This is a genomic window from Ruegeria sp. SCSIO 43209 (assembly GCF_019904295.1).
GTDB lineage: Bacteria > Pseudomonadota > Alphaproteobacteria > Rhodobacterales > Rhodobacteraceae > Ruegeria.
On record NZ_CP065359.1, the window covers coordinates 213,394 to 236,947 of the forward strand.

Annotated in this window: 21 protein-coding genes; 9 read left to right on the plus strand and 12 right to left on the minus strand. The window is 58.7% G+C overall.

The features are described 5' to 3' along the window. Positions 1-4 precede the first annotated feature (4 nt). Genes murJ through I5192_RS01135 form a run of 3 tightly spaced genes read right to left on the minus strand, consistent with a single transcriptional unit; the run spans position 5 to position 5,494 of the window. Positions 5-1,546, minus strand: a complete 1,542-nt coding sequence (murJ, locus tag I5192_RS01125; protein ID WP_223117556.1) for a murein biosynthesis integral membrane protein MurJ — start codon at positions 1,544-1,546, stop codon at positions 5-7. Next, positions 1,543-4,362 carry a [protein-PII] uridylyltransferase gene (locus I5192_RS01130; protein WP_223117557.1) on the minus strand — a complete coding sequence of 940 codons (2,820 nt, stop codon included), beginning with the start codon at positions 4,360-4,362 and terminating at the stop codon, positions 1,543-1,545. Before I5192_RS01130 ends, murJ begins: the two co-directional genes overlap by 4 nt. After that, positions 4,322-5,494 (minus strand): penicillin-binding protein activator, encoded by a 1,173-nt coding sequence (locus I5192_RS01135; RefSeq protein ID WP_170395865.1) that lies wholly within the window; start codon positions 5,492-5,494, stop codon positions 4,322-4,324. The genes I5192_RS01130 and I5192_RS01135 overlap by 41 nt, the downstream gene beginning before the upstream one ends. 87 nt (positions 5,495-5,581) lie before the next feature. On the opposite strand from I5192_RS01135, the gene rsmI reads away from it, so the two are divergent. The 3 genes from rsmI (at position 5,582) to gshB (ending at position 7,806) form a co-directional block, all read left to right on the plus strand. Beyond that, on the plus strand, positions 5,582-6,439 hold the full coding sequence (gene rsmI / locus I5192_RS01140; protein WP_170513969.1) for a 16S rRNA (cytidine(1402)-2'-O)-methyltransferase: 858 nt from the start codon (positions 5,582-5,584) through the stop codon (positions 6,437-6,439). Between the two features lies 1 nt (position 6,440). Then, positions 6,441-6,812, plus strand: a complete 372-nt coding sequence (locus tag I5192_RS01145) for a YraN family protein (RefSeq protein ID WP_223117558.1) — start codon at positions 6,441-6,443, stop codon at positions 6,810-6,812. A 61-nt stretch (positions 6,813-6,873) separates the two neighbouring features. Further along, positions 6,874-7,806, plus strand: a complete 933-nt coding sequence (gene gshB / locus I5192_RS01150; RefSeq protein ID WP_170513002.1) for a glutathione synthase — start codon at positions 6,874-6,876, stop codon at positions 7,804-7,806. Here gshB and I5192_RS01155 read toward each other — a convergent pair. Genes I5192_RS01155 through cobU form a run of 4 tightly spaced genes read right to left on the minus strand, consistent with a single transcriptional unit; the run spans position 7,803 to position 11,404 of the window. Further along, entirely contained in the window at positions 7,803-9,317 is a 1,515-nt protein-coding gene (locus I5192_RS01155; RefSeq protein ID WP_170408308.1) for a YifB family Mg chelatase-like AAA ATPase, read from the minus strand. The two genes, gshB and I5192_RS01155, sit on opposite strands and share 4 nt — an antisense overlap. A 47-nt stretch (positions 9,318-9,364) precedes the next feature. Beyond that, positions 9,365-10,249: a glutathione S-transferase gene (locus I5192_RS01160; RefSeq protein WP_223117559.1), complete on the minus strand. Its 885-nt coding sequence runs from the start codon at positions 10,247-10,249 to the stop codon at positions 9,365-9,367. Between the two features lie 58 nt (positions 10,250-10,307). After that, entirely contained in the window at positions 10,308-10,886 is a 579-nt protein-coding gene (locus tag I5192_RS01165) for a histidine phosphatase family protein (RefSeq protein ID WP_223117560.1), read from the minus strand. Further along, positions 10,883-11,404 carry a bifunctional adenosylcobinamide kinase/adenosylcobinamide-phosphate guanylyltransferase gene (gene cobU / locus I5192_RS01170; RefSeq protein WP_223118247.1) on the minus strand — a complete coding sequence of 174 codons (522 nt, stop codon included), beginning with the start codon at positions 11,402-11,404 and terminating at the stop codon, positions 10,883-10,885. The genes I5192_RS01165 and cobU overlap by 4 nt, the downstream gene beginning before the upstream one ends. Before the next feature lie 103 nt (positions 11,405-11,507). Here cobU and I5192_RS01175 point away from each other — a divergent pair, with 103 nt between their 5' ends. The 6 genes from I5192_RS01175 (at position 11,508) to I5192_RS01200 (ending at position 18,083) form a co-directional block, all read left to right on the plus strand. After that, positions 11,508-12,386 (plus strand): RNA polymerase factor sigma-32, encoded by an 879-nt coding sequence (locus I5192_RS01175; RefSeq protein ID WP_170423772.1) that lies wholly within the window; start codon positions 11,508-11,510, stop codon positions 12,384-12,386. Then, the gene (locus I5192_RS01180; RefSeq protein ID WP_223117561.1) at positions 12,383-13,204 is read left to right on the plus strand and encodes a ChaN family lipoprotein; all 822 of its coding nucleotides are present in this window, start codon (positions 12,383-12,385) and stop codon (positions 13,202-13,204) included. The genes I5192_RS01175 and I5192_RS01180 overlap by 4 nt, the downstream gene beginning before the upstream one ends. A 63-nt stretch (positions 13,205-13,267) precedes the next feature. Further along, complete coding sequence (gene coaBC, locus I5192_RS01185) at positions 13,268-14,464, plus strand: bifunctional phosphopantothenoylcysteine decarboxylase/phosphopantothenate--cysteine ligase CoaBC (RefSeq protein WP_170733600.1); 1,197 nt, start codon at positions 13,268-13,270, stop codon at positions 14,462-14,464. A 26-nt stretch (positions 14,465-14,490) separates the two neighbouring features. Then, positions 14,491-14,946 carry a dUTP diphosphatase gene (gene dut / locus I5192_RS01190; protein WP_170818616.1) on the plus strand — a complete coding sequence of 152 codons (456 nt, stop codon included), beginning with the start codon at positions 14,491-14,493 and terminating at the stop codon, positions 14,944-14,946. Then, positions 14,946-15,992, plus strand: a complete 1,047-nt coding sequence (locus tag I5192_RS01195) for a molybdopterin-synthase adenylyltransferase MoeB (RefSeq protein ID WP_223117562.1) — start codon at positions 14,946-14,948, stop codon at positions 15,990-15,992. The genes dut and I5192_RS01195 overlap by 1 nt, the downstream gene beginning before the upstream one ends. 75 nt (positions 15,993-16,067) lie before the next feature. Continuing rightward, positions 16,068-18,083 (plus strand): M3 family metallopeptidase, encoded by a 2,016-nt coding sequence (locus tag I5192_RS01200; protein ID WP_223117563.1) that lies wholly within the window; start codon positions 16,068-16,070, stop codon positions 18,081-18,083. On the opposite strand, the gene I5192_RS01205 is transcribed toward I5192_RS01200, so the two are convergent. From I5192_RS01205 to mreC, 5 genes are read right to left on the minus strand one after another with little or no spacing between them, the layout of a single operon-like run. Beyond that, positions 18,080-19,012, minus strand: a complete 933-nt coding sequence (locus tag I5192_RS01205) for a glyoxylate/hydroxypyruvate reductase A (protein WP_223117564.1) — start codon at positions 19,010-19,012, stop codon at positions 18,080-18,082. The two genes, I5192_RS01200 and I5192_RS01205, sit on opposite strands and share 4 nt — an antisense overlap. Positions 19,013-19,022: 10 nt before the next feature. Next, entirely contained in the window at positions 19,023-20,162 is a 1,140-nt protein-coding gene (gene rodA / locus I5192_RS01210) for a rod shape-determining protein RodA (RefSeq protein WP_170395892.1), read from the minus strand. Further along, entirely contained in the window at positions 20,159-22,108 is a 1,950-nt protein-coding gene (mrdA, locus tag I5192_RS01215; RefSeq protein ID WP_223117565.1) for a penicillin-binding protein 2, read from the minus strand. The genes rodA and mrdA overlap by 4 nt, the downstream gene beginning before the upstream one ends. After that, a complete protein-coding gene (locus tag I5192_RS01220) occupies positions 22,105-22,641 on the minus strand; it encodes a rod shape-determining protein MreD (protein WP_170597301.1) in 537 nt (178 codons plus the stop codon). Before I5192_RS01220 ends, mrdA begins: the two co-directional genes overlap by 4 nt. Then, positions 22,634-23,536, minus strand: a complete 903-nt coding sequence (gene mreC / locus I5192_RS01225; protein ID WP_170408296.1) for a rod shape-determining protein MreC — start codon at positions 23,534-23,536, stop codon at positions 22,634-22,636. The genes I5192_RS01220 and mreC overlap by 8 nt, the downstream gene beginning before the upstream one ends. Between the last annotated feature and the right edge of the window lie 18 nt (positions 23,537-23,554).

Here is a 23,554-nt window from a genome sequence, read left to right on the forward strand (position 1 = left end):
CGCTTTAGCTACGGCGCAGCGCTGTTCGGAATTCCGAAATCCTGAAGGCCCCCAAGAGGTGCCCCAAAAGGAAGTAGGCCACCGCCGCAGTTACAATGAGCACGATCAGCGCAAGGTAACGCCAGCCTGGTACGCCGAACGTCCAGCCGAAGAGGTTAATGGCCGTAAACAACACCACCCCCATGCCAGCCGATGCCGCCACGACCCGCCAGATCCGCTGTTTGAACCGGTCATCAAATCGGGCTTCGTCGCCCATTCTGCGCGCGCCGATTGCAAGCAGCGCAACCATGGCCCAGCCAGCAGTCGACGCTGCGATTGCGGGCGCAATCCACCCGACAATGGGATAAAGCCCAAAGGCAAGTCCGGCATTCACCACCATCGCAACCACTGCGTATCGAAACGGTGATTTGGTATCTTCGCGGGCGAAGAACAACGGTTGCAGCAGCTTTTGCAGCATGAATGCGGGCAGCCCGATACCATAGATGGCCACGGCCAAGGCGGTCGCCGCTGTATCTTCGGCGCTGAACTGGCCGCGTTGGAACAGGACCGAGACCAACGGGCCGGGGATGATCATAAAGGCAACTGTCGAAGGCAAGGTCAGCAGCAGAGTAAACTCTCCGGCTCTTGAAAAGGCGTTGCGTGCTCCATCTTTGTCGTCTGCGCGCAGGCGGCGCGACAGGTCGGGTAACAGCACGATGCCGACGGCAATGCCAACCACTCCGAGCGGCAGTTGATACAAACGATCTGCGGCAAACAGCCAACTGACTGCCTTTTCGGTTTTTGATGCCACAAGCTGTCCGACTACAAGATTGACTTGCGTTACGCCCATGGCCAACGCCGCAGGAACCGCGATCCGCACCATGCGGCGCATTTCCGGGCTGAGCTTTGGCCGACCGAGCCGAATGCGAATTCCGGCGCGTTCAGTCGCAATCCAGACAAGCGCCAATTGCGCGATGCCTGCGACTGGGATGACCGCGATGAGCCAGCGTATGATTTCTCCACCAGATATCGCGCCAGAGATTAACGCGGAGCAGGCGAATATGTTCAGCAGCACAGGAGCGGCGGCTGCAGCGGCGAAGCGTCCGGTTGCGTTCAATACTCCGGAAAACAGCGCAGCGAGGGACATAAACAGGATGTAGGGGAACACGACGTAACCATAATCCACCGCCAGATCGAAGCGTTCATCGCCATAGAATCCTTCGGCGGTTATCCAAACCAACGCGGGCATGAAGACCATCGCCAGACCGACTAGCGCCAACACCGCCACCGCCAACAGGTTAAACGCATCCTGTGCGAAACCTTCGGCGTCTTCACCGCCTTCAAGGCGTTTTGAAAACATTGGAACAAAGGCTGCGTTGAATGCGCCCTCGGCAAAGAAGCGGCGGAACATATTGGGTAGTCGGAAGGCTGCGACGAAAGCGTCCATCACCGGTCCGGGCCCGATATAAGCGGTCAGCAGGATTTCCCGCAAAAAGCCCAGAATGCGGCTTGCCAAGGTCCAGAACCCAACGGTGAAAAAGCCCGAAATCAGGCGGATCGGCTTCATGATGCGGCCCGCTCGGCACCTTCGGTGATGGCCGCGCGCAGCTTGGCTTCCAACCCGCGTTGCTTGGCCTCAGAGTGGTATTTCAGGCCGAACATATCCTTGACATAGAACGTGTCGACCACCTGTTCGCCATAGGTGGCGATCACTGCGTTCGCGATATAGACATTGGCGGCTGCCATCGTGCGCGTCAAATCATATAGCAGTCCGGGCCGGTCGCGGGTGTCGACTTCGATGATCGTGTAAATCTCTGAACCTTCGTTGTCGAAGGTGATATGGGTCGGGACGTTGAAGGCGCGTTCGCGCTTCTTGATCTTGTCGCGGGATTTCAATGCGTCCCGTGCGACAACCTCACCCCTGAGTGTCTTGTGAATCATCTGGGTCAGCCGAGGCAGGCGCGTAGCCTCGAAGGGATGGCCCTCGGCGTCCTGAACCCAGAACGCATCAGTTACATATCCGTCTTTCGTCGTATAGCTGCGGGCATCAACCACGTTGGCTCCTACAAGGGCAAGTGCCCCCGCTATGCGAGAAAAAATACCCGGATGATCACCCATGGCAAAGCACGCGCGGGTGGCGTCGCGATCCTCATCCGGATGCAGTCGGATTTCTACGGCACCCGGATCGCCGCTGTCCTCCAGCGATTTCAACATTTCCGCGAATTCGACATGTGTCGAAAGGTTCAGTCCCTGCCAATACGGATCATAATGCCGCCCGGTTTCGCTTTTCAGTTCAGATTTGGACCAGTTTTCCAATTCGGCCCGCAACCGCTTTTTCGCCCCATCTCCACGATTGGCTCGGTTAAGCGCCTCCATCCCGGATTCCAGTGCGTGTTTGGTGTCAGCATGCAAAGCGCGCAGCAATGTAGCCTTCCAGTTGTTCCAGGTCGTTGGTCCGACACCGCGGATGTCACAGACTGTCAGCACCGTCAGCAAGTCCAGCCGTTTGACGGTTGCAACAGCTTTCGCGAAATCGCGGATTGTGCGCGGGTCTGAGATGTCGCGTTTTTGCGCCATATCGGACATCAGCAAGTGATAGCGTACAAGCCATTCGACGGTTTCCGAATCCGCCTTGCTCAGCCCTAATCGTGGCGCCACTTTGCGCGCGATTTGCGCACCCAGAATTGAATGATCTTCGGGGCGTCCTTTGCCGATGTCGTGCAGCAACAGAGCCACGTATAGAACCTTTCGGCTAACACCACCCTCCAGGATGGATGACGCCAAGGGCAGTTCCTCGATTAACTCTCCTCGCTCGATCTGCGCCAAATTGACGATGCACTGGATCGTATGCTCGTCCACCGTATAGCTGTGATACATATTGAACTGCATCATCGCCACGATGTGCTCAAACTCGGGCAAAAAGGCTGACAGAACCCCCAACTCGTTCATGCGTCGCAGGGCACGTTCGGGGTTGCCGTGTTTCAGCATTAGATCAAGAAAGATGCGCCGCGCCTCTTTGTCGTTGCGCATCTCATCGTCGATCAGGTTCAGGTTGGCCGTTACCAACCGCATTGCGTCGGGATGGATCAGCATACCCGTGCGCAAACCCTCTTCGAACAACCGTAACAGGTTGACCTTGTCTGACAGGAACGTGTCAGGGTCCGCGATATCCAGACGGCCATGGACCACGCGGTAACCGGCCTTGACGCGGGGGCGACGGCGGAAAATACGTTCCAGCAAGGCCGCGCCCTTCATGTGCGAGGCTTCCAGTTTGGTCAGGAAAATCCGTGTCAATTCGCCCACACGGGTGGCTTCGCGGAAATAGCGTTGCATGAACACCTCGACGGCGCGCCGACCGGCGCGGTCTTGATATCCCATACGATCGGCCACCTCGACCTGCAGATCGAAGGTCAGTTGTTCCGTCGCGCGGCCCGTCACCAGATGCAAATGAGACCTGACGGCCCAGAGGAATTCTTCGGCTTGCGCGAACTCGTCAAACTCTTCGGGCGTAAAGAGGCCCATAGGGACCAGTTCGGCCACGTCCGTTACGCCATAGATGTATTTTGCGATCCAGTAGAGCGATTGCAGGTCGCGTAAGCCGCCCTTGCCCTCTTTGACATTGGGTTCGACCATATAGCGTTCACCCTGCTTCAGGTGCCGCTCATCGCGCTCTTTCAGCTTGGCTTCGATAAATTCCCGCTCGGTGCCTTTGAAAAGATCGGTCTTCAGGCGCGCTTCAAGTTCTTGCGCAAGGGGCTGATCCCCGACGAGATACCGTTGTTCCAGCATGGCGGTACGGATGGTGAAATCATCGGCCCCCAGACGCAGGCAATCTTTGATCGTGCGTGAAGAGTGACCGACCTTCAGCCGCAGATCCCAGAGAATATAGAGCATGGATTCGATCACGCTCTCGGCCCAGGCGGTGATTTTGTACGGCGTCAGAAAAAGCAGATCTACATCGGATGACGGGGCCATCTCACCCCGGCCATAACCTCCCACTGCCAGCACAGCGATTTTCTCGCCTTGCGTTGGATTTGCCAGCGGATGCAGATGCTCGCTGGCGATGCGCATCGCTGTGCCGACCATCTGGTCCGTCAGATAGGTATAGGAATGCGTCAGCGGCAGTGCATCAAATGGGCGCTCGGCAAAGGCGTCCGCAATCGCCTTGCGGCCTGTCTTTTGCGCCTCTCGCAGTATGCGCACCGTCTCGGCGCGCAAGGCTGCGTTGTCCGAACTGTTTTCAACAGCGGCGGACAGGTTGGCATTGACCTCGGCGTTGTTAAAAATCTCGTCAGCCGCGCAGATCAGATTGACATCGGGCGCAGAGCCCTGCGCCGGTAGATTAGAATCCGGCGCCAGAGAAGCTTTGTGGGGCAGGGTCAATCACAACCACCTGTTTGTTCTGGATCGTGGCAACAGCCAGACCGCGTTCGTTCGTACCGTTCGGCCGCAGGCGGAAAATACCGCCGACACCCTGAAAACCGGCGTTCTGGGTTAATGCTGCACCTGTCAACGCGTTCGATTTGCCCTGGCTGACCAAGGCTCCGATCGCAGCGATTCCGTCATAGGCAAGCCCGCTGATCGGGTGTGGTGCCTCACCGTAGGTGTTGTTGTAACGCTGGCGATAAGCCTGTGCCTTTGCCGGATCGGGAAGTGCGAACCAGCCACCTTGTACGCCAGGCAATTCCAGCGTTTGGGCCGGAATGTCCCAGCGTGTCAGGCCGATATACTGAGTTGTCGCAGGAGATACACCAGCCTCGGGCAACAACTGGCTGTAAAGCGGCAGCGCGCCTGCGGTTGTCGCGGTCAGGAAAATTGAATCCGCGCCGGTCGAATCGACCGTTGCTTTGATCGCCGAAACCGAATCGATCACGCCCTGCTGTGACCGGTCATATCCAACTGTGCCCGCATTGTTGACGCGGCTGTTGCTGAGCGCGGCAGCGATGGCAGACTGGCCTAGCTGGCCCGCTGAGTCATTGCTGTGCACAATGACAGTACTGTTTTTACCCTGCTGTCCGGCGTAGTTCACCAGCCTGTTGGCCGTGTTCTGGAAAGTGGGGCCAAGCACATAGACATTGCCGCCCGCAATGCTGGTGTTGTTCGAGAAGGACAGCACGTTCACATTGTTGTTTAGCACCGCAAGTCCTGCCGCGTTTGCGGCTTGTGCGTACACTGGCCCAAGAATGATCTTGGCCCCGTCCGCTACAGCTTGCTGTGCAACCGCCGAGGCCGTTCCGGCATTTCCGGCCGTGTCGTAGACGCGCAGATCAATCTTGACGTTCGGCAAATCCGCTATAGCCAGCCGCGCTGCGTTCTCAAGGCTACGGGCAAGGGCCGCATCGCCAGACTGAGGTGATCCGCTTGGGACCAACAGGGCCACCGGAACCGGGTCAGAGGTGTCGATCGAGGGGCCTCCGCTGATGCCGCCGACTTCACAGGCGGCCAGAAAAGCGGCCGTGGCCAGTACAATGGCGGATTTCGCCAGTTTGCGTGCGGGCTTGCAAACGGTAAACATCTAAAAGAAAACTCCCTGATCCGGCGTCTGAGGGCACCTTGGTCTATTGAACCGCGATAATAAACGTCACGCTGTGAGGGTCCAGCTTTGAATTTCCAAAAGATCAGATTGGCCACTGGGCTGTACTTTATTGCCACCCCAATCGGGACGGCACGCGATATTACGCTCAGGGCGCTCGATGTTTTGGCCTCGGCAGACATGATTGCTGCCGAAGATACGCGCAGCTTGCGACGTTTGATGGAAATCCACGGCGTGCCGCTCGAAGGGCGCCGCATATTGGCCTACCACGATCACAGCGGCGCGGGCGCGCGGGGCAAAATACTTGAGGCGCTGGAACAAGGGCAATCGGTGGCTTACGCGTCCGAGGCGGGAATGCCGCTGATCGCCGATCCCGGCTATGATTTAGGCCGCCAGGCGGCTGAGGCTGGGCACAACGTGACATGTGCACCGGGACCGTCTGCTGTTTTGACGGCGCTGACGTTGGCGGGGCTTCCCACGGATGCATTTTTCTTTGCCGGGTTCTTGCCCAATGCCTCTGGCGCACGGCGTTCACGAATCGAATCCCTGCGCAGCGTCCCCGGAACGCTTGTCTTCTATGAATCGCCGAAGCGTGTGGCTGCCTGCCTCTCTGATCTCGCGGATATTTTGGGTGGAGACCGACAGGCGGCCCTGTGCCGTGAACTCACCAAAAAGTTCGAAGAAACGCGTCGTGGCACGCTCGCTGATCTGGCAGCAGAGTACGAGGGCGCATCGGTTAAGGGCGAGGTGGTTCTGCTTGTGGATCGCGCCCATTCGCAATCTGTTAAGGACTCTGACGTAGAAGAGGCATTGATAAAAGCATTGCAAACGCATTCGGTGCGGGATGCGGCAGATTTGGTGTCAGAGATGTTCAGCCTGCCGCGCCGCCCGATCTATCAGATGGCTCTGAAGCTGGGAAAGGGATGATATGGCACAGAGATCCGTTCGGGGTTCTGTATCTTATCACGCTGGACAATCCGCCGAACTTTGCGTGGCCGCCGAATACGTGCGACGGGGTTATTCAATCGCAAGACGCAGGTGGTGCGGTGCTGGCGGTGAAATAGATCTGATCGCGCGCAACGCAGATGGGTTGGTCTTCATTGAGGTTAAGAAAAGCCGTAGTTTTGACCGTGCAGCCGCTCGGATTAGTCGCCGACAGATGGATCGAATTTGCGCATCCGCTGCCCAGTTTCTTGAACAGGAGCCTGCTGGTCAGCTGACGAATACTCGGTTTGATGCGGCACTGGTTGATGACACTGGAACTGTTCAAATCATCGAAAACGCCTTTGGTTTGGACTGACCCCCATTGAACCCGTCAAGCCTCTGCGCCATGTATCGAGCGTGGAATTGAGGGATACACCATGAAGATCGCCTTTCAGATGGACCCAATCGGGGCCGTGGATATCAACGCCGACAGCTCTTTCCGTCTGGCAGAAGAGGCTCAGGCGCGCGGCCACCAGCTGTTTTTTTATGGCCCGGATCAACTCGCTTACCAGGAAGGCAAGATCACGGCGCGCGGCCATGACATGACGGTGCAACGAGTCGCTGGCAACCCGGCAGTGTTGGGCCCTGAGTGTGAAGTGGACCTTGCTGAATTTGATGTCGTCTGGCTGCGCCAAGACCCCCCGTTTGACATGCACTACATCACCTCGACCCATTTGCTTGACCGGCTAAAGGGGCAGGCCCTGGTGGTTAACGATCCGTTTTGGGTGCGAAACTATCCCGAAAAGCTGCTGGTTCTGGATTTCCCAGAACTGACTCCGCCCACCGCGATTGCGCGGGATTTGCGAACCATCAAGGCGTTCAAGGAAAAGCATGGCGATATCATCCTCAAGCCGCTTTACGGCAACGGAGGTGCTGGCGTATTCCGTCTTGATGCGAATGACCGCAACCTGACATCGCTACATGAGCTGTTCACCGGCTTTTCTCGTGAGCCTCTGATCGCGCAGAAATTCCTGCCCGATGTGCGCAATGGCGACAAGCGGGTCATACTTGTCGATGGTGAGCCGGTGGGCGCCATCAACCGGGTTCCAGCTGAGGGCGAGACCCGCTCGAACATGCATGTGGGCGGGCGCCCCGAGAAAATCGGCCTGTCCGAGCGAGATATGGAAATCTGCGCTGCGATTGGACCGTTATTGAAGGAACGTGGTCAGATCTTTGTGGGGATCGATGTAATTGGCGACTACCTGACCGAGATCAACGTGACCTCACCCACTGGTATTCAGGAGCTTGAGCGATTCAATGGCGTGAACATCGCCGAGAAAATCTGGCAAGCGATTGAGGCGAAACTTTAAGCTCCTGCTTTGGCGCTGATGCGAAAGCTCAGCGCCTCGGCGACATGGGGGCGGCGCACATCCGGCTCACCTTCGAGGTCGGCAATGGTGCGGGCCACGCGTAGGATGCGGTGAAAGGCGCGGGCCGACAGGCCAAAGCGTTCCGCGGCTTTCAGTAATAGTTCTTTGCCCTGGGCATCAGGGGCGGCGATTTCTTCCAGCACATTGCCTTCCACATCTGCGTTTTGACGGGTATTTGGCGTGTCGCGAAAGCGATCTGCTTGTATGGCGCGCGCCGCTTCGACCCGCTCTGCGACGGTCGCAGAGCTGTCGCCGGTAGGCGGCAGATCGAGATCGGTAAATCCGACCGGAGGGACTTCGATGCGCAAATCGAACCGGTCCATCAACGGCCCTGAGATACGCCCCAAGTAATCCTCACCACAGACCGGCGCGCGTGAACAGGCGCGGGATGGGTCCGTCAGGTATCCGCATTTGCACGGGTTCGCGGCGGCTACCAGCATAAAGCGGCATGGGTATTTCAAATGGGCGTTGGCGCGGGCGACCATTACCTCTCCGGTTTCAATAGGTTGGCGCAGGGTTTCCAAAACTGTGCGCGGAAATTCGGGAAACTCGTCCATGAACAGGACGCCGTTATGCGCCAGTGAAATCTCACCGGGTTTAGCGCCTTTGCCACCGCCCACGATCGCGGCCATCGAAGCGGTATGGTGCGGCTCGCGAAACGGTCTGGCGCGGCTGATGCCACCTTCGTCCAGTAAGCCGCAAAGCGACTGGATCATCGATGTCTCTAAAGCTTCGACCGGGCTCAGAGGCGGCAAAATACTCGGCAGACGCGCCGCCAGCATGGATTTGCCGGAACCCGGTGTCCCGATCATGATCAAATGATGCCGCCCGGCTGCGGCGATTTCCAAGGCGCGTTTGGCGCGCTCTTGCCCCTTCACGTCCCGCAGGTCCCGTGCGTTGGGTGATAGTTTCACTTCGCCCGGTGTCGCAGCGGGCAGCGCAGACTGACCGGTAAAGTGCCGCACCACATCCCCCAACGAGCCCGCTCCGATTACCTGCGTGGCATCCACCCACGCGGCTTCGGCGCTAGAGGCGCTGGGACAAAGCAAGCTGCGATCATCGGCGGCTGCTGTCATGGCTGCGGGCAGCGCGCCGACGACGGGTACCAGAGAACCATCCAAAGACAACTCGCCCAACGCGACAGCGCCCTCGGCAGCATCCGCTGGAATGATTTCCAACGCAGTCAACAAAGCGACGGCGATAGGCAGGTCGAAATGGCTGCCCTCTTTGGGCAGATCTGCAGGCGAAAGGTTAATCGTGATCCGTTTCGACGGCAGCGCGATCGCCATCGAACTTAGCGCACTACGAACACGGTCCCGTGCTTCGGAGACTGCCTTGTCCGGCAATCCCACGATGGAAAAGGCCGGAAGGCCCGGTGAGACGGCGCATTGCACCTCGACCGGGCGGGCATCGACCCCTTGAAAGGCAACGGTGTGGGCGCGGGCGACCATGGCAATCCTGTTCTTGGTTAACAGGACGTTGCTGCCATGGCTGCAGTTTAAGAATCGTTAACGTCAGCAACCATCGCCGTAAATTTCGGCCACGCCTCAGGGTCGGCAATGGTCTTGTCTCGGCAAAACGGATTACAAAAGCCCCAAATCTTGCCATCGAGTTCCAGATAGTCTTGTACAGGCTTGCCGGAATAGGGGCAGGCTGTGTTGACCGAGGGGCCTGTGCTGACTGCCAATGCCCCTGAACCCCCGCCAATTGGCCAACTGTGTGCGGGAAGGTCTTGCGGATACGGGAAGGGCTCATACGCGACCGTCATGCCCATGGCGCGCCATTGCCGAACTGCGATATCAGAGAGCAGGTGCATGCAGTATGCACGATTGACCTCGGACACGGGCAGGCCATAGCCGACAATCCGCGCAGCGACCGGCGTGTAGAAAATATCAGCCAGAGAATAGGCACCAAACAGCGGGCCCGACGCGGCGCCAGAGACCTTCCGTGCATGGGCCCAGAGGGTTTCGATCCGCTGCAAATCAGTCATCGTTTCAGGTGAAGGTTTGAACCCTTCCCAGCAACGTTTCAACTGCATGGGGCATTGCCCCCGCAGCGCTGTGAAACCGGCAACCATTTCAGCACAAAGCCACCGGGCTGTGGCGCGCGCGGCGGGGTCTGGCGGCCAAAGCCCTGCTTCGGGGTGGCGTTCGGCCAATGTCTCTGCCATCGCGAGGCTTTCGCCGACCACGGTTCCATCTGGTAGACGCAGCGCAGGAACAAGGCGCGCCGGGGCCAGTGGTTCCATATCCGCCGCCATTGTGCCGGAATAAAGGCCAATCATGTGGGTGCGGTATGGCAGGCCGAATTTCTCAAGCATCAGCCATCCGCGCATGGACCAGCTCGAGAACAACCGGTCACCGATAAAGAGATCATATGTCATGCGGCAACGATGTCGGACAGAGACGCGTCGGTAAATCAGAGATTTGTGCGCAACCTTATCACGGTCGGTGATTAATCCGACCTACAGTCCAACCATCGTTATGGCGCGTGATCTCGGTGACGGACAGGTTGTCGATGCGGTGACCAAACGCGTGTTGGGCGTCCACGTCCAGAGCGCGTTGGACCTGAGTCAGGATCACTCCGAAATGGGCGACTAGGACTAGGTCACATCCGGTATGGGCCGCGATCAGGGTGTCGACGACCCTATCGACACGCGCGCGGACCTCATTCCAGCTTTCCCCGTTTGGAGGCCTGGCCTCGCCCGGATTATCCCAGTAGGCAAAGCAAAGCTCGGGGTCTTCCGCCTCGATCTCGGCGAAGGGGCGCATCTCCCAGTTGCCGAAATTGATTTCGCGCAGATCGCGGTGGTGCGGAAGGCGGAGGCGCGTGCCTTGAATGGCGCTGGCCGTATCGCTGGCGCGTGACAAGTCTGATGAGATTACGACGGCATTGGAAGGCAGATGCGCATCAAGCCGTGCAATCGCGGCCTCATCACTCAAGTCGGCAGGAAGGTCGGACCAGCCTACCATAGTTTTAGCATGGGTGGGGCCGTGCCGTACCAAATGCAGGCGCGTCATAGGGGTTGCCCTTTGAGAACCAGCGGCAGCCCGGCCGTAACCTGCACCACCCGATCTGCCTGCGCAGCCAGAGCGATGTTCAGCCGTCCCTGAGCCTCGCGAAACCGGCGGGAAAGCGCGTTGTCGGGGACGATCCCGTGGCCGACTTCGTTTGATACCACGACGATCTGGGCGGTACAGGTCTTCATCGCCTCAAGCAGCCCGGCCTGTGCTTCCTCTAGGTTATTCTCTGCCAGCAGGTGATTTGTCAGCCACATGGTTGCACAATCGATCAGGCAAATCTGATCATTTGTCAGCTTGGCGAGTTCCGGCGATAGATCAAATGGCGCTTCGATCGTCGTCCACCCGCTGCCGCGTTGTGCAATATGTTGCCTGATTTTTAGGCGCATCTCGTCATCAAACACTTGTGATGTCGCAAGGTAAACGCGACTTTTCCCAGTTGAAACAGCAAGTTGCTCCGCAAAAGCAGATTTTCCGGATGCAGCGCCGCCTAGGATAAAGGTTAAATCGGCATGCACTTTTATTACCTTTCTGGTGATCCACCCGGTTTTGTCCTGCGTATCGACCACAAGTCGGCAAGGCAAGCCCGGCCCATCGCCTGTGATAAAAGGGGAGAATTGCATGGCACTCGACAACGCACATGATTTTTCGATGTCCCGGCAGGCAATGAAGGCCGAGCTGCTGGATGCGGAGACTGAATTGAAACTGGCCTATGCCTGGCGCGACGAACGCGATGAGCAGGCGCTGCATCGCCTCATTACAGCTTATATGCGGCTGGCGATATCAATGGCGGCGAAATTCAAACGCTACGGCGCGCCGATGAATGATCTGATTCAGGAGGCGGGACTGGGCTTGATGAAAGCCGCCGACAAGTTCGATCCGGATCGGGGTGTGCGGTTTTCAACGTATGCAGTGTGGTGGATCAAGGCCAGCATTCAGGATTACGTGATGCGCAATTGGTCGATGGTGCGCACTGGTTCGACCTCTTCCCAGAAATCGCTGTTCTTCAACATGCGTCGGGTACAGGCGCGTCTGGAGCGCGAAGCCGCGACTGAGGGGCTGGAGCTGGATCGCCATCAGTTGCATCAGAAGATTGCCGCCGAAATCGGAGTCCCGCTGCGTGATGTCGAGATGATGGAAGGCCGTCTGGCAGGGTCCGATTTCTCGCTGAATGCGGTGCAGTCTGCAGATGAGGACGGGCGCGAGTGGATTGATGCGCTGGAAGATGACAGCGAACAAGCCGCCGAGGTAGTAGAGAACAGCCACGACAACCAGCAACTGCGCGAATGGCTGGTGGCGGCGATGCAAGCTTTGAACGATCGCGAGCGGTTTATCGTTCGCGAAAGAAAACTGCGTGAGCCTGCCCGGACGCTGGAAAGTCTTGGGAAAGAGCTTGGCCTGTCGAAAGAGCGTGTGCGCCAGCTCGAGGCGGCAGCGTTCACAAAGATGCGCAAGAACCTTGAAGCGCAATCGCGCGAGGTGCAACACTTCTTCGCATGAAACCTCTTGCGATTCTTACAGCTTTTGTGTTGCTCGCCACTTTGCCTCAAACGGTTCGAGCTGCTGAATTTATCCCTCAGGACGTGTTGGCCGACATGCGGGCCGCGGATGTCGTCATTCTGGGCGAGATACATGACAACCCTCAGCATCATCTGGTCCAAGCCGAAGCAGTTGAAGCAATCACGCCCACGGCGGTTGTCTGGGAGATGGTGACCGAAGAAGGTGCTCAGCGGTTGGCTCAAAAAGCGGCAACCAATCCCGAGGAGCTGTCCCGAATTCTGCGCTGGGCAGAATCCGGCTGGCCGCCTCTTAGAATGTACTACCCCATTTTTCAGGCCGCGGATGTGCCGGTGTATGGCGCGATGGTTCCGCGTGAAGCGGCCCGCGCTGCTATGGAACGCGGGGCGGCCACAGCGTTGGGGGCTGATGCGGCCAGATATGGATTGACTGTACCCCTGTCGGATGAAGATCAAGCCGCACGCGAGGCTGATCAACTGGCGGCACATTGCGACGCATTGCCCGCTGAAGTTCTACCGCAGATGGTCGCCATTCAACGTCTGAGGGACGCTGTGTTGACCCGAGCCATTCTGCGCGCCACCGATGAAACTGGTGGGCCTGTCGCGGTCATCACTGGCAATGGCCATGCCCGTAAGGATCGCGGAATTCCGACTTTTCTGTCGCGACTGCGCCCCGGTTTGAAGGTCTTTGTGCTTGGACAATCCGAAGATGGGGTCGTGAGCGGGGATTTTGATGCTGTTATCGATAGCCCCACGGCCGAGCGAGAAGACCCCTGCAAAGCCTTTGAGGTGCAGAATTAACTGCTGGAACTGCCCGCCAGCGTTGCCTAATGTCAGGGCCGACCGGGACGGGAAGGGCGAGCCATGCTGTCATCGAAACGTATTCTGCTGATTATCGGCGGTGGGATTGCGGCCTACAAGTCGCTGGACCTGATCCGGCGGTTGCGGGAACGTGGTGCTGCGGTCACGCCGGTTTTGACGCGTGCTGCCGAAGAATTCGTAACTCCGTTATCCGTGTCTGCCCTGGCCGGTGAAAAGGTCTATCGAGATCTCTTTGATCTGACCGATGAAGCTGAGATGGGTCATATTCAGCTTTCCCGTTCGGCTGATCTGATCGTGGTTGCTCCGGCAACGGCCGATCTGATGGGTAAGATGGCAGGCGGGTTGGCTAATGATCTGGCCTCGACCCTTTTGATGGCGACCGATACGCCGGTTCTGTGTGCGCCTGCGATGAATGTCCGCATGTGGGAGCATCCCGCAACCCGGCGTAACCATGCGCAACTGGAAGCAGACGGCGTGCGTTTTGTCGGCCCGAACGAAGGCGATATGGCTTGCGGTGAATACGGTCCGGGCCGCATGTCGGAGCCACTTGAAATTGTCGCGGCGATCGAGGCGCAGTTCGGGGATGGGCCTTTGGCTGGCAAACGTATTCTGGTGACATCGGGTCCGACACATGAACCAATTGATCCGGTACGATACATCGCCAACCGATCGTCGGGCGCGCAGGGGACAGCTGTCGCACGCGCGCTATCTGCATTGGGGGCCGATGTTACATTTATTACGGGTCCGGCTGACGTGCCTCCTCCAGACGGCGTGAAGGTCGTGCGTGTAGAGACCGCGCTGCAAATGTCGGATGCGGTCGACGCAGCGCTTCCGGTGGATGCGGGGGTATTTGCAGCTGCAGTGGCCGATTGGCGGGTATCCAGTGCCTCGGACCGGAAGCTGAAGAAAAGCCGCGACGGGGTGCCTGCGCTAGAGTTTGCCGAGAATCCCGACATTTTGAAGCGCATCGCGCGAATGGGAAGTGGCAGGCCCGTTTTGGTGGTGGGTTTTGCCGCCGAAACAGACAACGTGATCGAACATGCTACGGCCAAACGTGCCCGCAAGGGCTGTGACTGGATCGTTGCGAATGATGTCAGCCCCGCGACAGGTATCATGGGCGGTTCTGAGAATGCGGTGATCCTGATCTCAGAGCAAGGTGCCGAAGAATGGCCGCGAATGGGCAAGGATGATGTGGCAAAGCGGTTAGCAGCCAAGATCGCCGGCGCGTTGACCAGATAGCAGCCATAAAGACAAGAGGTACAGGTATGGTGGCAATTCGCGTGATCCGAGAGGAGGGGGCTGACCCGTTGGTGCCATTGCCTTCCTACGAAACCGCGGGTGCTGCCGGGGCGGATGTGCGCGCCAATCTGCCGGATGGTGCGTCAGTTATTCTTCAACCTGGCCGTCGTGCGCTGATACCGACAGGCCTTAGGATCGAAATTCCGCAGGGGTTCGAGGTTCAGGTACGTCCACGATCGGGCCTTGCCTTGAAACACGGGATCACCTTGCCCAACACTCCGGGTACAATCGACAGCGACTATCGCGGGCCATTGGGCGTAATCGTGATGAATGCGGGTCAGGAACCGTTCGAGATTACGCATGGCGAACGTATCGCGCAACTGATCGTCGCACCGGTGGTGCAGGCCATGTTCCAGGACGTTGAGGCTCTGACCGAGACTGATCGCGGCGCGGGTGGCTTCGGCTCGACCGGGCGCAGCTGATGCTGCTGGTTCTGATCCTTGCCGCCGGGCTTTGGGGTGTCGGCTATATTGCCGGGGTGTCGCGCAGCGCGCGGCTGGTTTCTGTTGGCGCGCTCTTGACGGGCGTGATTATTGCTCAACTTCTGCTGCCTGAGGGAAACCCGTTGCGTCAGGCGACCGGTGGGTCGGCAGCGATGTGGCTGATCCTCGCTGGAGCGGCTGTGCTGGTGCTGCTTTATGGGCGGGGTTTGAAGGCGTTGCGAAATCGCGCCGCGTCCGGCCAGACGTCGGAGCCCGCCAAGCCATCCGAACAGTTCAGCGAGACCGAGCTTGAACGCTATGCCCGCCACATCGTTCTGCGTGAACTGGGCGGTCCCGGCCAAAAGCGAATGAAACAGGCGCGCGTGCTGGTAATCGGTGCGGGGGGGCTCGGCGCGCCCGCCCTGCAATATTTGGCTGCCGCCGGAGTGGGAACAATCGGCGTAATCGACGATGACGAGGTCGAGAACGCGAACCTGCAGCGGCAGGTTATTCACCGCGATGCTGATATCGGTATGCCCAAGGTGTTTTCAGCCCAGCAGTCTATGTTGGCGCAGAATCCCAATGTGATTGTCTTGCCTTATCATCGCCGTCTGACCGAAGAGATTGCAACAGATCTGTTCGCTGATTTCGATTTGATCCTTGACGGCACTGACAATTTCGATACCCGCTACCTGGCCAACCGAACGGCCGTTGCGTTGGGCAAACCGCTGATCTCGGGGGCGCTTTCGCAATGGGAAGGGCAGCTGAGTGTGTTCGATCCCGCCACAACCGGCCCGTGCTATCAGTGCATTTTCCCCGAAGCGCCTGCCGCCGGCCTTGCACCTTCTTGCGCCGAAGCTGGAGTAATCGGCCCACTGCCGGGTGTGGTCGGCTCGATGATGGCGGTTGAGGCGATCAAGGTGATCACCGGCGCCGGGCAGGCATTGCGAGGTGAGATGTTGATCTACGATGCGCTATACGGCGAAAGCCGCAAGATCACCCTGGCGCGTCGCACCGATTGCCCGATCTGCGGGGCATCTCATTAAGGTGGGCTCAAATTTTCGGCTAGCTCTGGATCATTTCGACGGACGGTCTTAGCTATGAGGTCAAAGGAGACCTCAATGACCAATCCGATCCTTTCTGACTGGAACACGCCTTTCGAAATCGCACCGTTTGACACAATCTCGGATGATGATTTTTCCCCCGCGCTGAAACAGGCGATGCACGCACATGATGCCGAGATTGAGGCGATAGCAGCGAGCCCGGACACGCCCACATTCGCCAATACGATCGAAGCGCTGGAGGCTGCAGGCGAGCAGATGGATAAGGTTCTGTCGGTCTTTTTCACCGTTGCAGGTGCGGACAGCAACCCCAAGCGTGAAGAACTGCAACGCGAATTTTCGCCCAAGCTGGCGGCACACTACTCGCGCATCTCATCAAACAAAGCACTGTTTAAGCGCGTGGCGGATTTATGGGACCGGCGCGATAATCTGGACCTGACCGATGAACAGGCGCGCGTTTTGATGCTGTCTCATCGCGGGTTCGTGCGGGCGGGGGCGGCGTTGACCGGCGACGACGATGCGAGAATGCAAGAGATCAAGGCCCGTTTGGCGTCTCTGGGCACGTCCTTCACGCAGAACTTGCTGGCGGATGAACGCGACTGGTTCATGGATTTGACCGAAGAAGACCTGCAAGGCTTGCCGGATTTTGTTATCGATGCAGCGCGCGCAGCGGGTCAGGAAAAGGGAGCGGATGGCCCGGTGGTAACCCTTTCTCGGTCGATTATCGTGCCCTTTCTGCAATTCTCGCCCCGCCGGGATTTGCGTGCAAAGGCTTATCGCGCGTGGACTGCACGGGGGGCAAATGGAGGTGAGACCGACAACCGCGAGATTGCGGCGGACATCCTGCGCCTGCGCGAAGAACGCGCCAAGCTGCTGGGGTATGCCAGCTTCGCCGCCTACAAGCTTGAGACCGAGATGGCCCGCACACCAGATCGCGTGCGAGAGCTGCTGCTGGATGTGTGGGAGCCCGCCAAATCCCGCGCCGACGCAGATGCCGAGGTGCTGACGGCAATGATGCAAGAGGATGGCGTAAATGGCCCGCTGGAGGCGTGGGATTGGCGCTACTATGCCGAGAAACGCCGCAAGGCCGAACATGATCTCGATGAAGCGGCGCTGAAGCCGTACCTGCAACTGGACCGAATGATCGAGGCGTCTTTCGCCTGCGCCACACGGCTGTTCGGGCTGGAGTTCGCGCCGCTTGATGTGCCGCTCTATCATCCCGATTGCCGTGCATGGGAGGTGTCCCGTGACGGGCAGCATATTGCGGTGTTCATCGGTGACTACTTTGCACGCGGATCGAAACGGTCGGGTGCATGGTGCAGCGCAATGCGCGGGCAGGCGAAATACCCGAAAGAACAGGCTCCGGTCGTGATCAACGTCTGTAACTTTGCCAAAGGTGAACCAGCGCTTTTGTCCTATGATGACGCCCGAACGTTGTTTCACGAGTTCGGCCATGCCCTGCACCAGATGCTGTCCAATGTGACCTATGAGAGCATCTCGGGCACCTCGGTGGCGCGTGATTTCGTTGAACTGCCCAGCCAGCTTTACGAACACTGGCTGGAAGTGCCTGATGTACTGGCCGAGTTCGCGACCCACGCCGAAACCGGCGCACCGATGCCGCAAGAGATGTTGCAGAAGGTGCTACAGGCCGCCAATTTCGATCAGGGGTTCCAGACGGTGGAATATGTCGCCTCGGCCCTGGTCGATCTGGCGTTTCATGAGGGGGCTGCCCCCGCTGATCCGATGGAGAAACAGGCCGAGGTGCTGGCCGAAATCGGCATGCCTCGGGCCATTGGAATGCGCCACGCCACCCCGCATTTCGCCCATGTCTTTGCGGGCGACGGTTATAGCGCAGGTTACTACAGTTATATGTGGTCCGAAGTCATGGATGCCGACGCCTTTGCGGCCTTTGAAGAAGCAGACGGTGCGTTTGATCCCGAACGCGCCAAGGCACTGGAGGAACACATCCTGTCAACTGGCGGATCCCGCGAGGCGGAAGAGCTGTATCTGGCCTTCCGTGGACGTCTGCCTGGCGTCGAAGCCTTGCTGAAAGGCCGCGGGCTGATCGCGGCCTAGTACCCAAGCTTTCGGTCGACGAGGTGGAGAAAGGGTTCACCCGCTTCACCTCGGCGAATGTTCTCGCAGATCACCTGAGCTGCGGTAACAGGTCTAGTTTCCGAGGCGATATGCGGCGTCACCGTCACATTGGGATGTGCCCAATAGGGATGCTCGGTCGGCAGGGGTTCGGTGCGGAAGACATCCAGCGTGGCGTGCCCGACCTGCCCTGAATTCAGCGCGGCCAGCAGGGCCTCATCATCGATAAGCGGCCCGCGACCCGGGTTGATGATCTTGGCCCCTTCCGGCAACAGCGCCAGTGTTTCGGCGTTGAGCGTGTTTTCGGTCGCCGGAGTATCTGGCAGCAGCAAAACCACTATCTCGACCTGGGACAGCGCATCGCGCAGCCCGTTCTTACCATGCAGACAGGTCACGCCGGGAATAGTCTTGGCGGTACGGCTCCAACCGATGACATGGAAATTCAACGCTGCCAACGCGTGGGCCGATGCTTCACCCAATGCGCCCAAACCCAAGATGCAGACGGTGCGTTGCTGGGCCAGTGGTGGCGCATCAGGTGTCCAGACCCCATCCTGTAGCGTAATGTGTTGGTCCATCCCAAGGTGATAGCGCAGCACATGGCCCACCACCCATTCCGTCATGCCTTGCGTTAAACCCCCGTCAACCATACGCGCCAGCGGAACGGTCAAGGTTTCATTGCCCGAGATTTTCTCAACCCCCGCCCAGAGGCTCAGCACCGCCTTGAGCCGTGTAAAGGGGGTGAAATCCTGTACCCCTCCGTTCGGGGCGTAAACGATGTAGTCGACCTGATCTGCAGGGATGTCCGTGGCCAGATGAAAATCTAGCCCTGCGTCCGACAAGTATAGATGCATCAGAGCTTCATACTCAGGCCACAACTCAGGGCGCGCGGAAAACAGGACATTCACGGGCATGGGAAACCTTTCAGCGGGGACGATGTATATGGGCGCTTTGAACGATGCCAAAGGCGGCCATCAGGACCAGCATGGCCGAGCCGCCATAACTGACCATCGGCAGCGGTACTCCGACCACTGGGGCCAGCCCCATCACCATCGACATATTGACGGCAAAGAACAGGAAGAAATTCAGCGCGATCCCAAGTGTCACCAGAGACGAGAAACGATCCTTGGTCGACAGCGCCGTGACCATGCAGAAGATCAGGATCAGACCGTAAAGGATCAACAGTGTGATGCCGCCGACAAAGCCGAACTCTTCGGCCAAGGTGGTGAAGATGAAATCGGTGTGTTTTTCGGGCAGGAAGTTAAGACGTGATTGCGTTCCCTGCATGAAACCGCGCCCATTCCAGCCCCCCGAACCCAGAGCGATCTTCGATTGCGTGATGTGATATCCCGCTCCCAACGGATCGGTTGAAGGATCCAGAAACGTATCGATGCGTCGGAACTGGTAATCTTTGAGCAACTGCCATTCAGTCCCTCGGCTGTTGAACACCGCAGCAATCAGGCCAACCCCCGCTGCAATCACGGCAGCGAAATAGGCCCAATGCACCCCGGCAAGGAACATCAGACCACCACCAGCAGCCAATAACAGGATCGATGTGCCTAGGTCGGGCTGGCGCAGCACCATGAATGTCGGGATCAGGATCAGAATGACCGGGATAATCACCCAGAGCGGGCGCGAGGTTTTGTGCGCCGGCAGCCAGTCGTAATAAGCGGCCAGCACCATCACCAACGCCACTTTCATTACTTCTGAGGGTTGCAGCCGCATGAAGCCCAGATCAATCCAGCGCTGCGCCCCCATGCCGATCGTTCCAAACAGTTCGACCACGATCAGTAGACCGATCGCGCCCAGATAGGCCACAACCGACATGTTCCGCCAGAACCAGATGGGCACCAGCGCAATGATAAACATGGCTGCCAAGCCCAGACCGAACCGTTCCATTTGCGGTTCCGCCCACGGCATCCAGGATCCACCCGCGACCGAGTAGAGCATCAGGAACCCCGCGCTTGCCACGCTGATCAGCAACAGGGTGAGCGGCCAGTTCATATAAAGGAACTTGCGAAACCCCGACGGCGTGGATTTGACGGCATATTCAAGATAGCTCATGCGCGGTCCTTCTCGTCAGGACGCGCTTTGGGGCGACGGTCACCCTCTAGCCGTTTCTGTTGTTCCTTTATGCGTTCTCGATCTCCGGCCGGATACGCCTCGAGCGGTGGCGTGCCATCGTAGAGTGCCTGCAGCATGATATCGCGCGCCACTGGGGCCGCGGCTTTGGAGCCGCCGCCGCCGTGTTCTACCACCACAGCCACAGCGTATTTCGGATTGTCATAGGGGGCGAAGCTGACGAACAGGGCGTGGTCTCGACGCTCCCATGGCAGGTCTTCGTTTCGGATTACACCTGCGGCGCGTTCTGCCTTGGTAATATTGCGCACCTGACTAGTGCCGGTTTTGCCCGCCATGCGGAACTCATCGGCGATGATGCGACTGCGATACGCGGTGCCACGCCTGTTATTCGAGACTGTGAACATGGCTTTGCGCACTTGCTCAAGGTTGTTGCGGTTCACCTGCAGCGGTTCACCCGCGCCCGAGGGCTGCTCAACCCCATTGATTGATCGAACAAGGCGTGGTTGCACGGCGCGACCTGTCGCCAAACGCGCGGTCATCACGGCCAATTGAAGCGGTGAGGCAAGCATGAACCCCTGACCGATCGACGCGTTTGCGGTGTCGCCTACCAGCCAGTCCTGTCCGTGAACCCGCTGCTTCCATTCCTGATTGGGGGCAAGCCCGGCGGCAACGGCAGACATCGGAATGTCATGTTTGATACCCAGTCCGAAGGTGCGTGCCATCTCGGAAATCCTGTCGATCCCGACACGTATTGCCACGTCGTAATAGTAGACGTCGCAACTGCGCTTCAGCGAGGTTTCAAGGTCAACCGTCCCGTGCCCGCCGCGTTTCCAGCAGTGAAAGCGGCGGCTGCCCACTTTCATGTGACCCGGACAGTACACCGTGCTGGAAGGGCTGATCACCCCGGCTTCGAGCGCGGCCATGGCGGTGATCATTTTGAAAGTCGATCCAGGAGGGTAGGTGCCCTGCACTGTCTTATTGGCGAGTGGCCGATACTTGTCCTGCGTCAGCATCTGGTAGTCCGCCACCGAGATACCACGCACGAACAGGTTCGGATCGAAGCTGGGCGCGGAACTGATGGCGCGGATGTCGCCGGTTTCGCAGTCGATCACGACCGCGGCGGCGCTTTCCCCAGCCAATCGCGCCTGCGCGTATTGCTGCAGATTGGCGTCGACTGACAATTGCAAGTCAGCCCCGGCTTCGCCGATCTGGCGGTCCAACTCGCGCATCACCCGGCCTGTGGCGTTGACCTCAACCCGCTTGGCCCCCGCCTTGCCGCGCAATGTGATCTCTTGCTTGGCTTCCAGTCCGACCTTGCCGATCTGGAACCGTGGGATGCGCAGTACCGGCTCGGGGTCTTCAATCTGGCTCAGATCATAGTCGCTGACCGGGCCGACATAGCCGACCACATGGGCGAAATCTTCATAGCGCGGATACTGGCGCGTCATGCCGACCTCGGGCGTGACACCAGGCAGTGCGGGGGCATTGACCGCGACTTTCGAGATATCCTCCCACGTTACTTGATCGGCCAGCGTGACCGGCAGAAACGGGGCCGATCGACGCATCTCGGTTTTGGCACGTTCGATCTCATCCTCGGTCAATGGGATCAGTTCCGAAAGCTTGGCGATAACCTTGTCGATATCGCCTGCATCCTCGCGCACGATGACGATGCGATAGGACTGAGAGTTTAATCCTATGATCTGCCCGTTCCGGTCATATATCCGGCCCCGGGTTGGTGGGATCAGACGGATGTTGATCCGGTTTTCTTCGGCCAGCAGACGGTATTCATCCGCTTGATCCACCTGCATGAACCGCATCCGGGCTGCCAGCCCCCCGATAAAGGCCGCTTGTAGCCCACCGAGGATCAAGGCGCGGCGCGGCAAACGTTTGTAAGCAAGGCCCTTGGGCTTTGGTCTGCGCTGCTTCATGGCCGCACCCGTGGCATCGTGCTGTCGGCAACAGATTTGCGCCTAACGCCAAACACAGTTTGGCTCATCAAAACCATCACAGGATAGATTGCGATTGTCAGAATAACTTGCACCACTACCGGTCCCAGAGTTGCCTGTTGCACCGAGAGGATAGCAAGAATGAGTCGATTGAGCACAAACACAACCGTGATCACGGCCCCGACGGTTGCCCATTCGCCCACAAACCCGCTGTCTTTCATGCCAGCTGCAGTGGAATGAAGATAGGCTGCACCCAGAACCACTAACGCAGCAAGCAACCCGGGTGGGCGTTGCAACAGCAAATCGGCCATGAACATGACCATGGCAATGATCAGGATCGGAATATATTCCGGCCGCCGCAGCACCCATGCGTAGGTAAGAGCGATCAGTATGTCAGGAAAGGGCAGGCGATCAGGTTTTGTATCCAGCGGCAACAGGTGCAGAAACACCACAAACACCGCCAGAGCGACATAGAGACCGCGCTTGGCCCACAGATCTGAGACCGACCTATCCATCATTGACCTCGGATGGAGTCAAGGATGCTTCGGGTTGACGGGGGCCGACGATATCACCGGATTCCGTGATCGGTGGGGCCGACTGATAGCGTAGTACGCGCAGAAACTCGAGCCGCTCGAAATCTGCCGACAGCCGCACGCGCAACCTGCCACCGGGATCAACCGTAATTTGACCGATCAGCAAGCCACCGGGGAACACACCGCCATCGCCCGACGTGACAACCCGGTCACCAGGGCGCACGAGTTCCCGGTTTTCCAGAAACTCCACCGCAGGGGCTGAAGTATTGTCTCCTGCGATCAGCGCTGTCTGCCCCGAAGGTTGGATTGTCGCCGGGATCGCGCTTGAGGCATCGGTCATCAGAATTACGCGGGCGGTATCGGGGCCCACGCCCGAAATACGTCCGACCACGCCGATCCCATCCATCGTGGCCCAGCCATCCACTATCCCGTCACGCTCGCCTACGTTCAACAGCACAGATTGCCTGAAGGGTGAGCCGCTATCGGCCATCACAACTCCTGTGACATAGGTCAGGCGCGGATCGAGCCGTACGTTGTTGAGATCCAGCAGTCGGGCGTTTTCCTGTTCCAGCTGCAGCGCGGCCTCTTTCCAGGCGCGCATCAGGCGCAGCTCGCTGCGCAATTCCTGGTTCTGCTCGCTCAGCCGCTGATAGCTTTGGAAATCACGAGACAGGTTCACCAGCGCAGTGACCGGAACCATCGCCCACTCCATCGAGGGGACAACCGTGTCCACCACCTGCGCGCGGAACCGTTCAACGCGCGGGCTGTCAATGCGCCAGACGAGGAAAATACCAAGCAGGCACAGAACAACGATCCCCAGAAGCAATCGGCGCAGGGGTGTCGTGTATTCATCGCGCTGTGATCGGTCCTTTGCCACAGGTTACCTTCCCGTGCT

Excerpts from the sequence above, each read along its gene's own strand:
- murJ (WP_223117556.1), bottom strand. The coding sequence starts at position 1,546 with ATGAAGCCGATCCGCCTGATTTCGGGCTTTTTCACCGTTGGGTTCTGG.
- I5192_RS01135 (WP_170395865.1), bottom strand. The coding sequence starts at position 5,494 with ATGTTTACCGTTTGCAAGCCCGCACGCAAACTGGCGAAATCCGCCATT.
- I5192_RS01145 (WP_223117558.1), top strand. The coding sequence starts at position 6,441 with ATGGCACAGAGATCCGTTCGGGGTTCTGTATCTTATCACGCTGGACAA.
- gshB (WP_170513002.1), top strand. The coding sequence starts at position 6,874 with ATGAAGATCGCCTTTCAGATGGACCCAATCGGGGCCGTGGATATCAAC.
- I5192_RS01155 (WP_170408308.1), bottom strand. The coding sequence starts at position 9,317 with ATGGTCGCCCGCGCCCACACCGTTGCCTTTCAAGGGGTCGATGCCCGC.
- I5192_RS01160 (WP_223117559.1), bottom strand. The coding sequence starts at position 10,249 with ATGACATATGATCTCTTTATCGGTGACCGGTTGTTCTCGAGCTGGTCC.
- I5192_RS01165 (WP_223117560.1), bottom strand. The coding sequence starts at position 10,886 with ATGACGCGCCTGCATTTGGTACGGCACGGCCCCACCCATGCTAAAACT.
- I5192_RS01175 (WP_170423772.1), top strand. The coding sequence starts at position 11,508 with ATGGCACTCGACAACGCACATGATTTTTCGATGTCCCGGCAGGCAATG.
- I5192_RS01180 (WP_223117561.1), top strand. The coding sequence starts at position 12,383 with ATGAAACCTCTTGCGATTCTTACAGCTTTTGTGTTGCTCGCCACTTTG.
- coaBC (WP_170733600.1), top strand. The coding sequence starts at position 13,268 with ATGCTGTCATCGAAACGTATTCTGCTGATTATCGGCGGTGGGATTGCG.
- dut (WP_170818616.1), top strand. The coding sequence starts at position 14,491 with ATGGTGGCAATTCGCGTGATCCGAGAGGAGGGGGCTGACCCGTTGGTG.
- I5192_RS01195 (WP_223117562.1), top strand. The coding sequence starts at position 14,946 with ATGCTGCTGGTTCTGATCCTTGCCGCCGGGCTTTGGGGTGTCGGCTAT.
- I5192_RS01200 (WP_223117563.1), top strand. The coding sequence starts at position 16,068 with ATGACCAATCCGATCCTTTCTGACTGGAACACGCCTTTCGAAATCGCA.
- I5192_RS01205 (WP_223117564.1), bottom strand. The coding sequence starts at position 19,012 with ATGCCCGTGAATGTCCTGTTTTCCGCGCGCCCTGAGTTGTGGCCTGAG.
- rodA (WP_170395892.1), bottom strand. The coding sequence starts at position 20,162 with ATGAGCTATCTTGAATATGCCGTCAAATCCACGCCGTCGGGGTTTCGC.
- mrdA (WP_223117565.1), bottom strand. The coding sequence starts at position 22,108 with ATGAAGCAGCGCAGACCAAAGCCCAAGGGCCTTGCTTACAAACGTTTG.
- I5192_RS01220 (WP_170597301.1), bottom strand. The coding sequence starts at position 22,641 with ATGGATAGGTCGGTCTCAGATCTGTGGGCCAAGCGCGGTCTCTATGTC.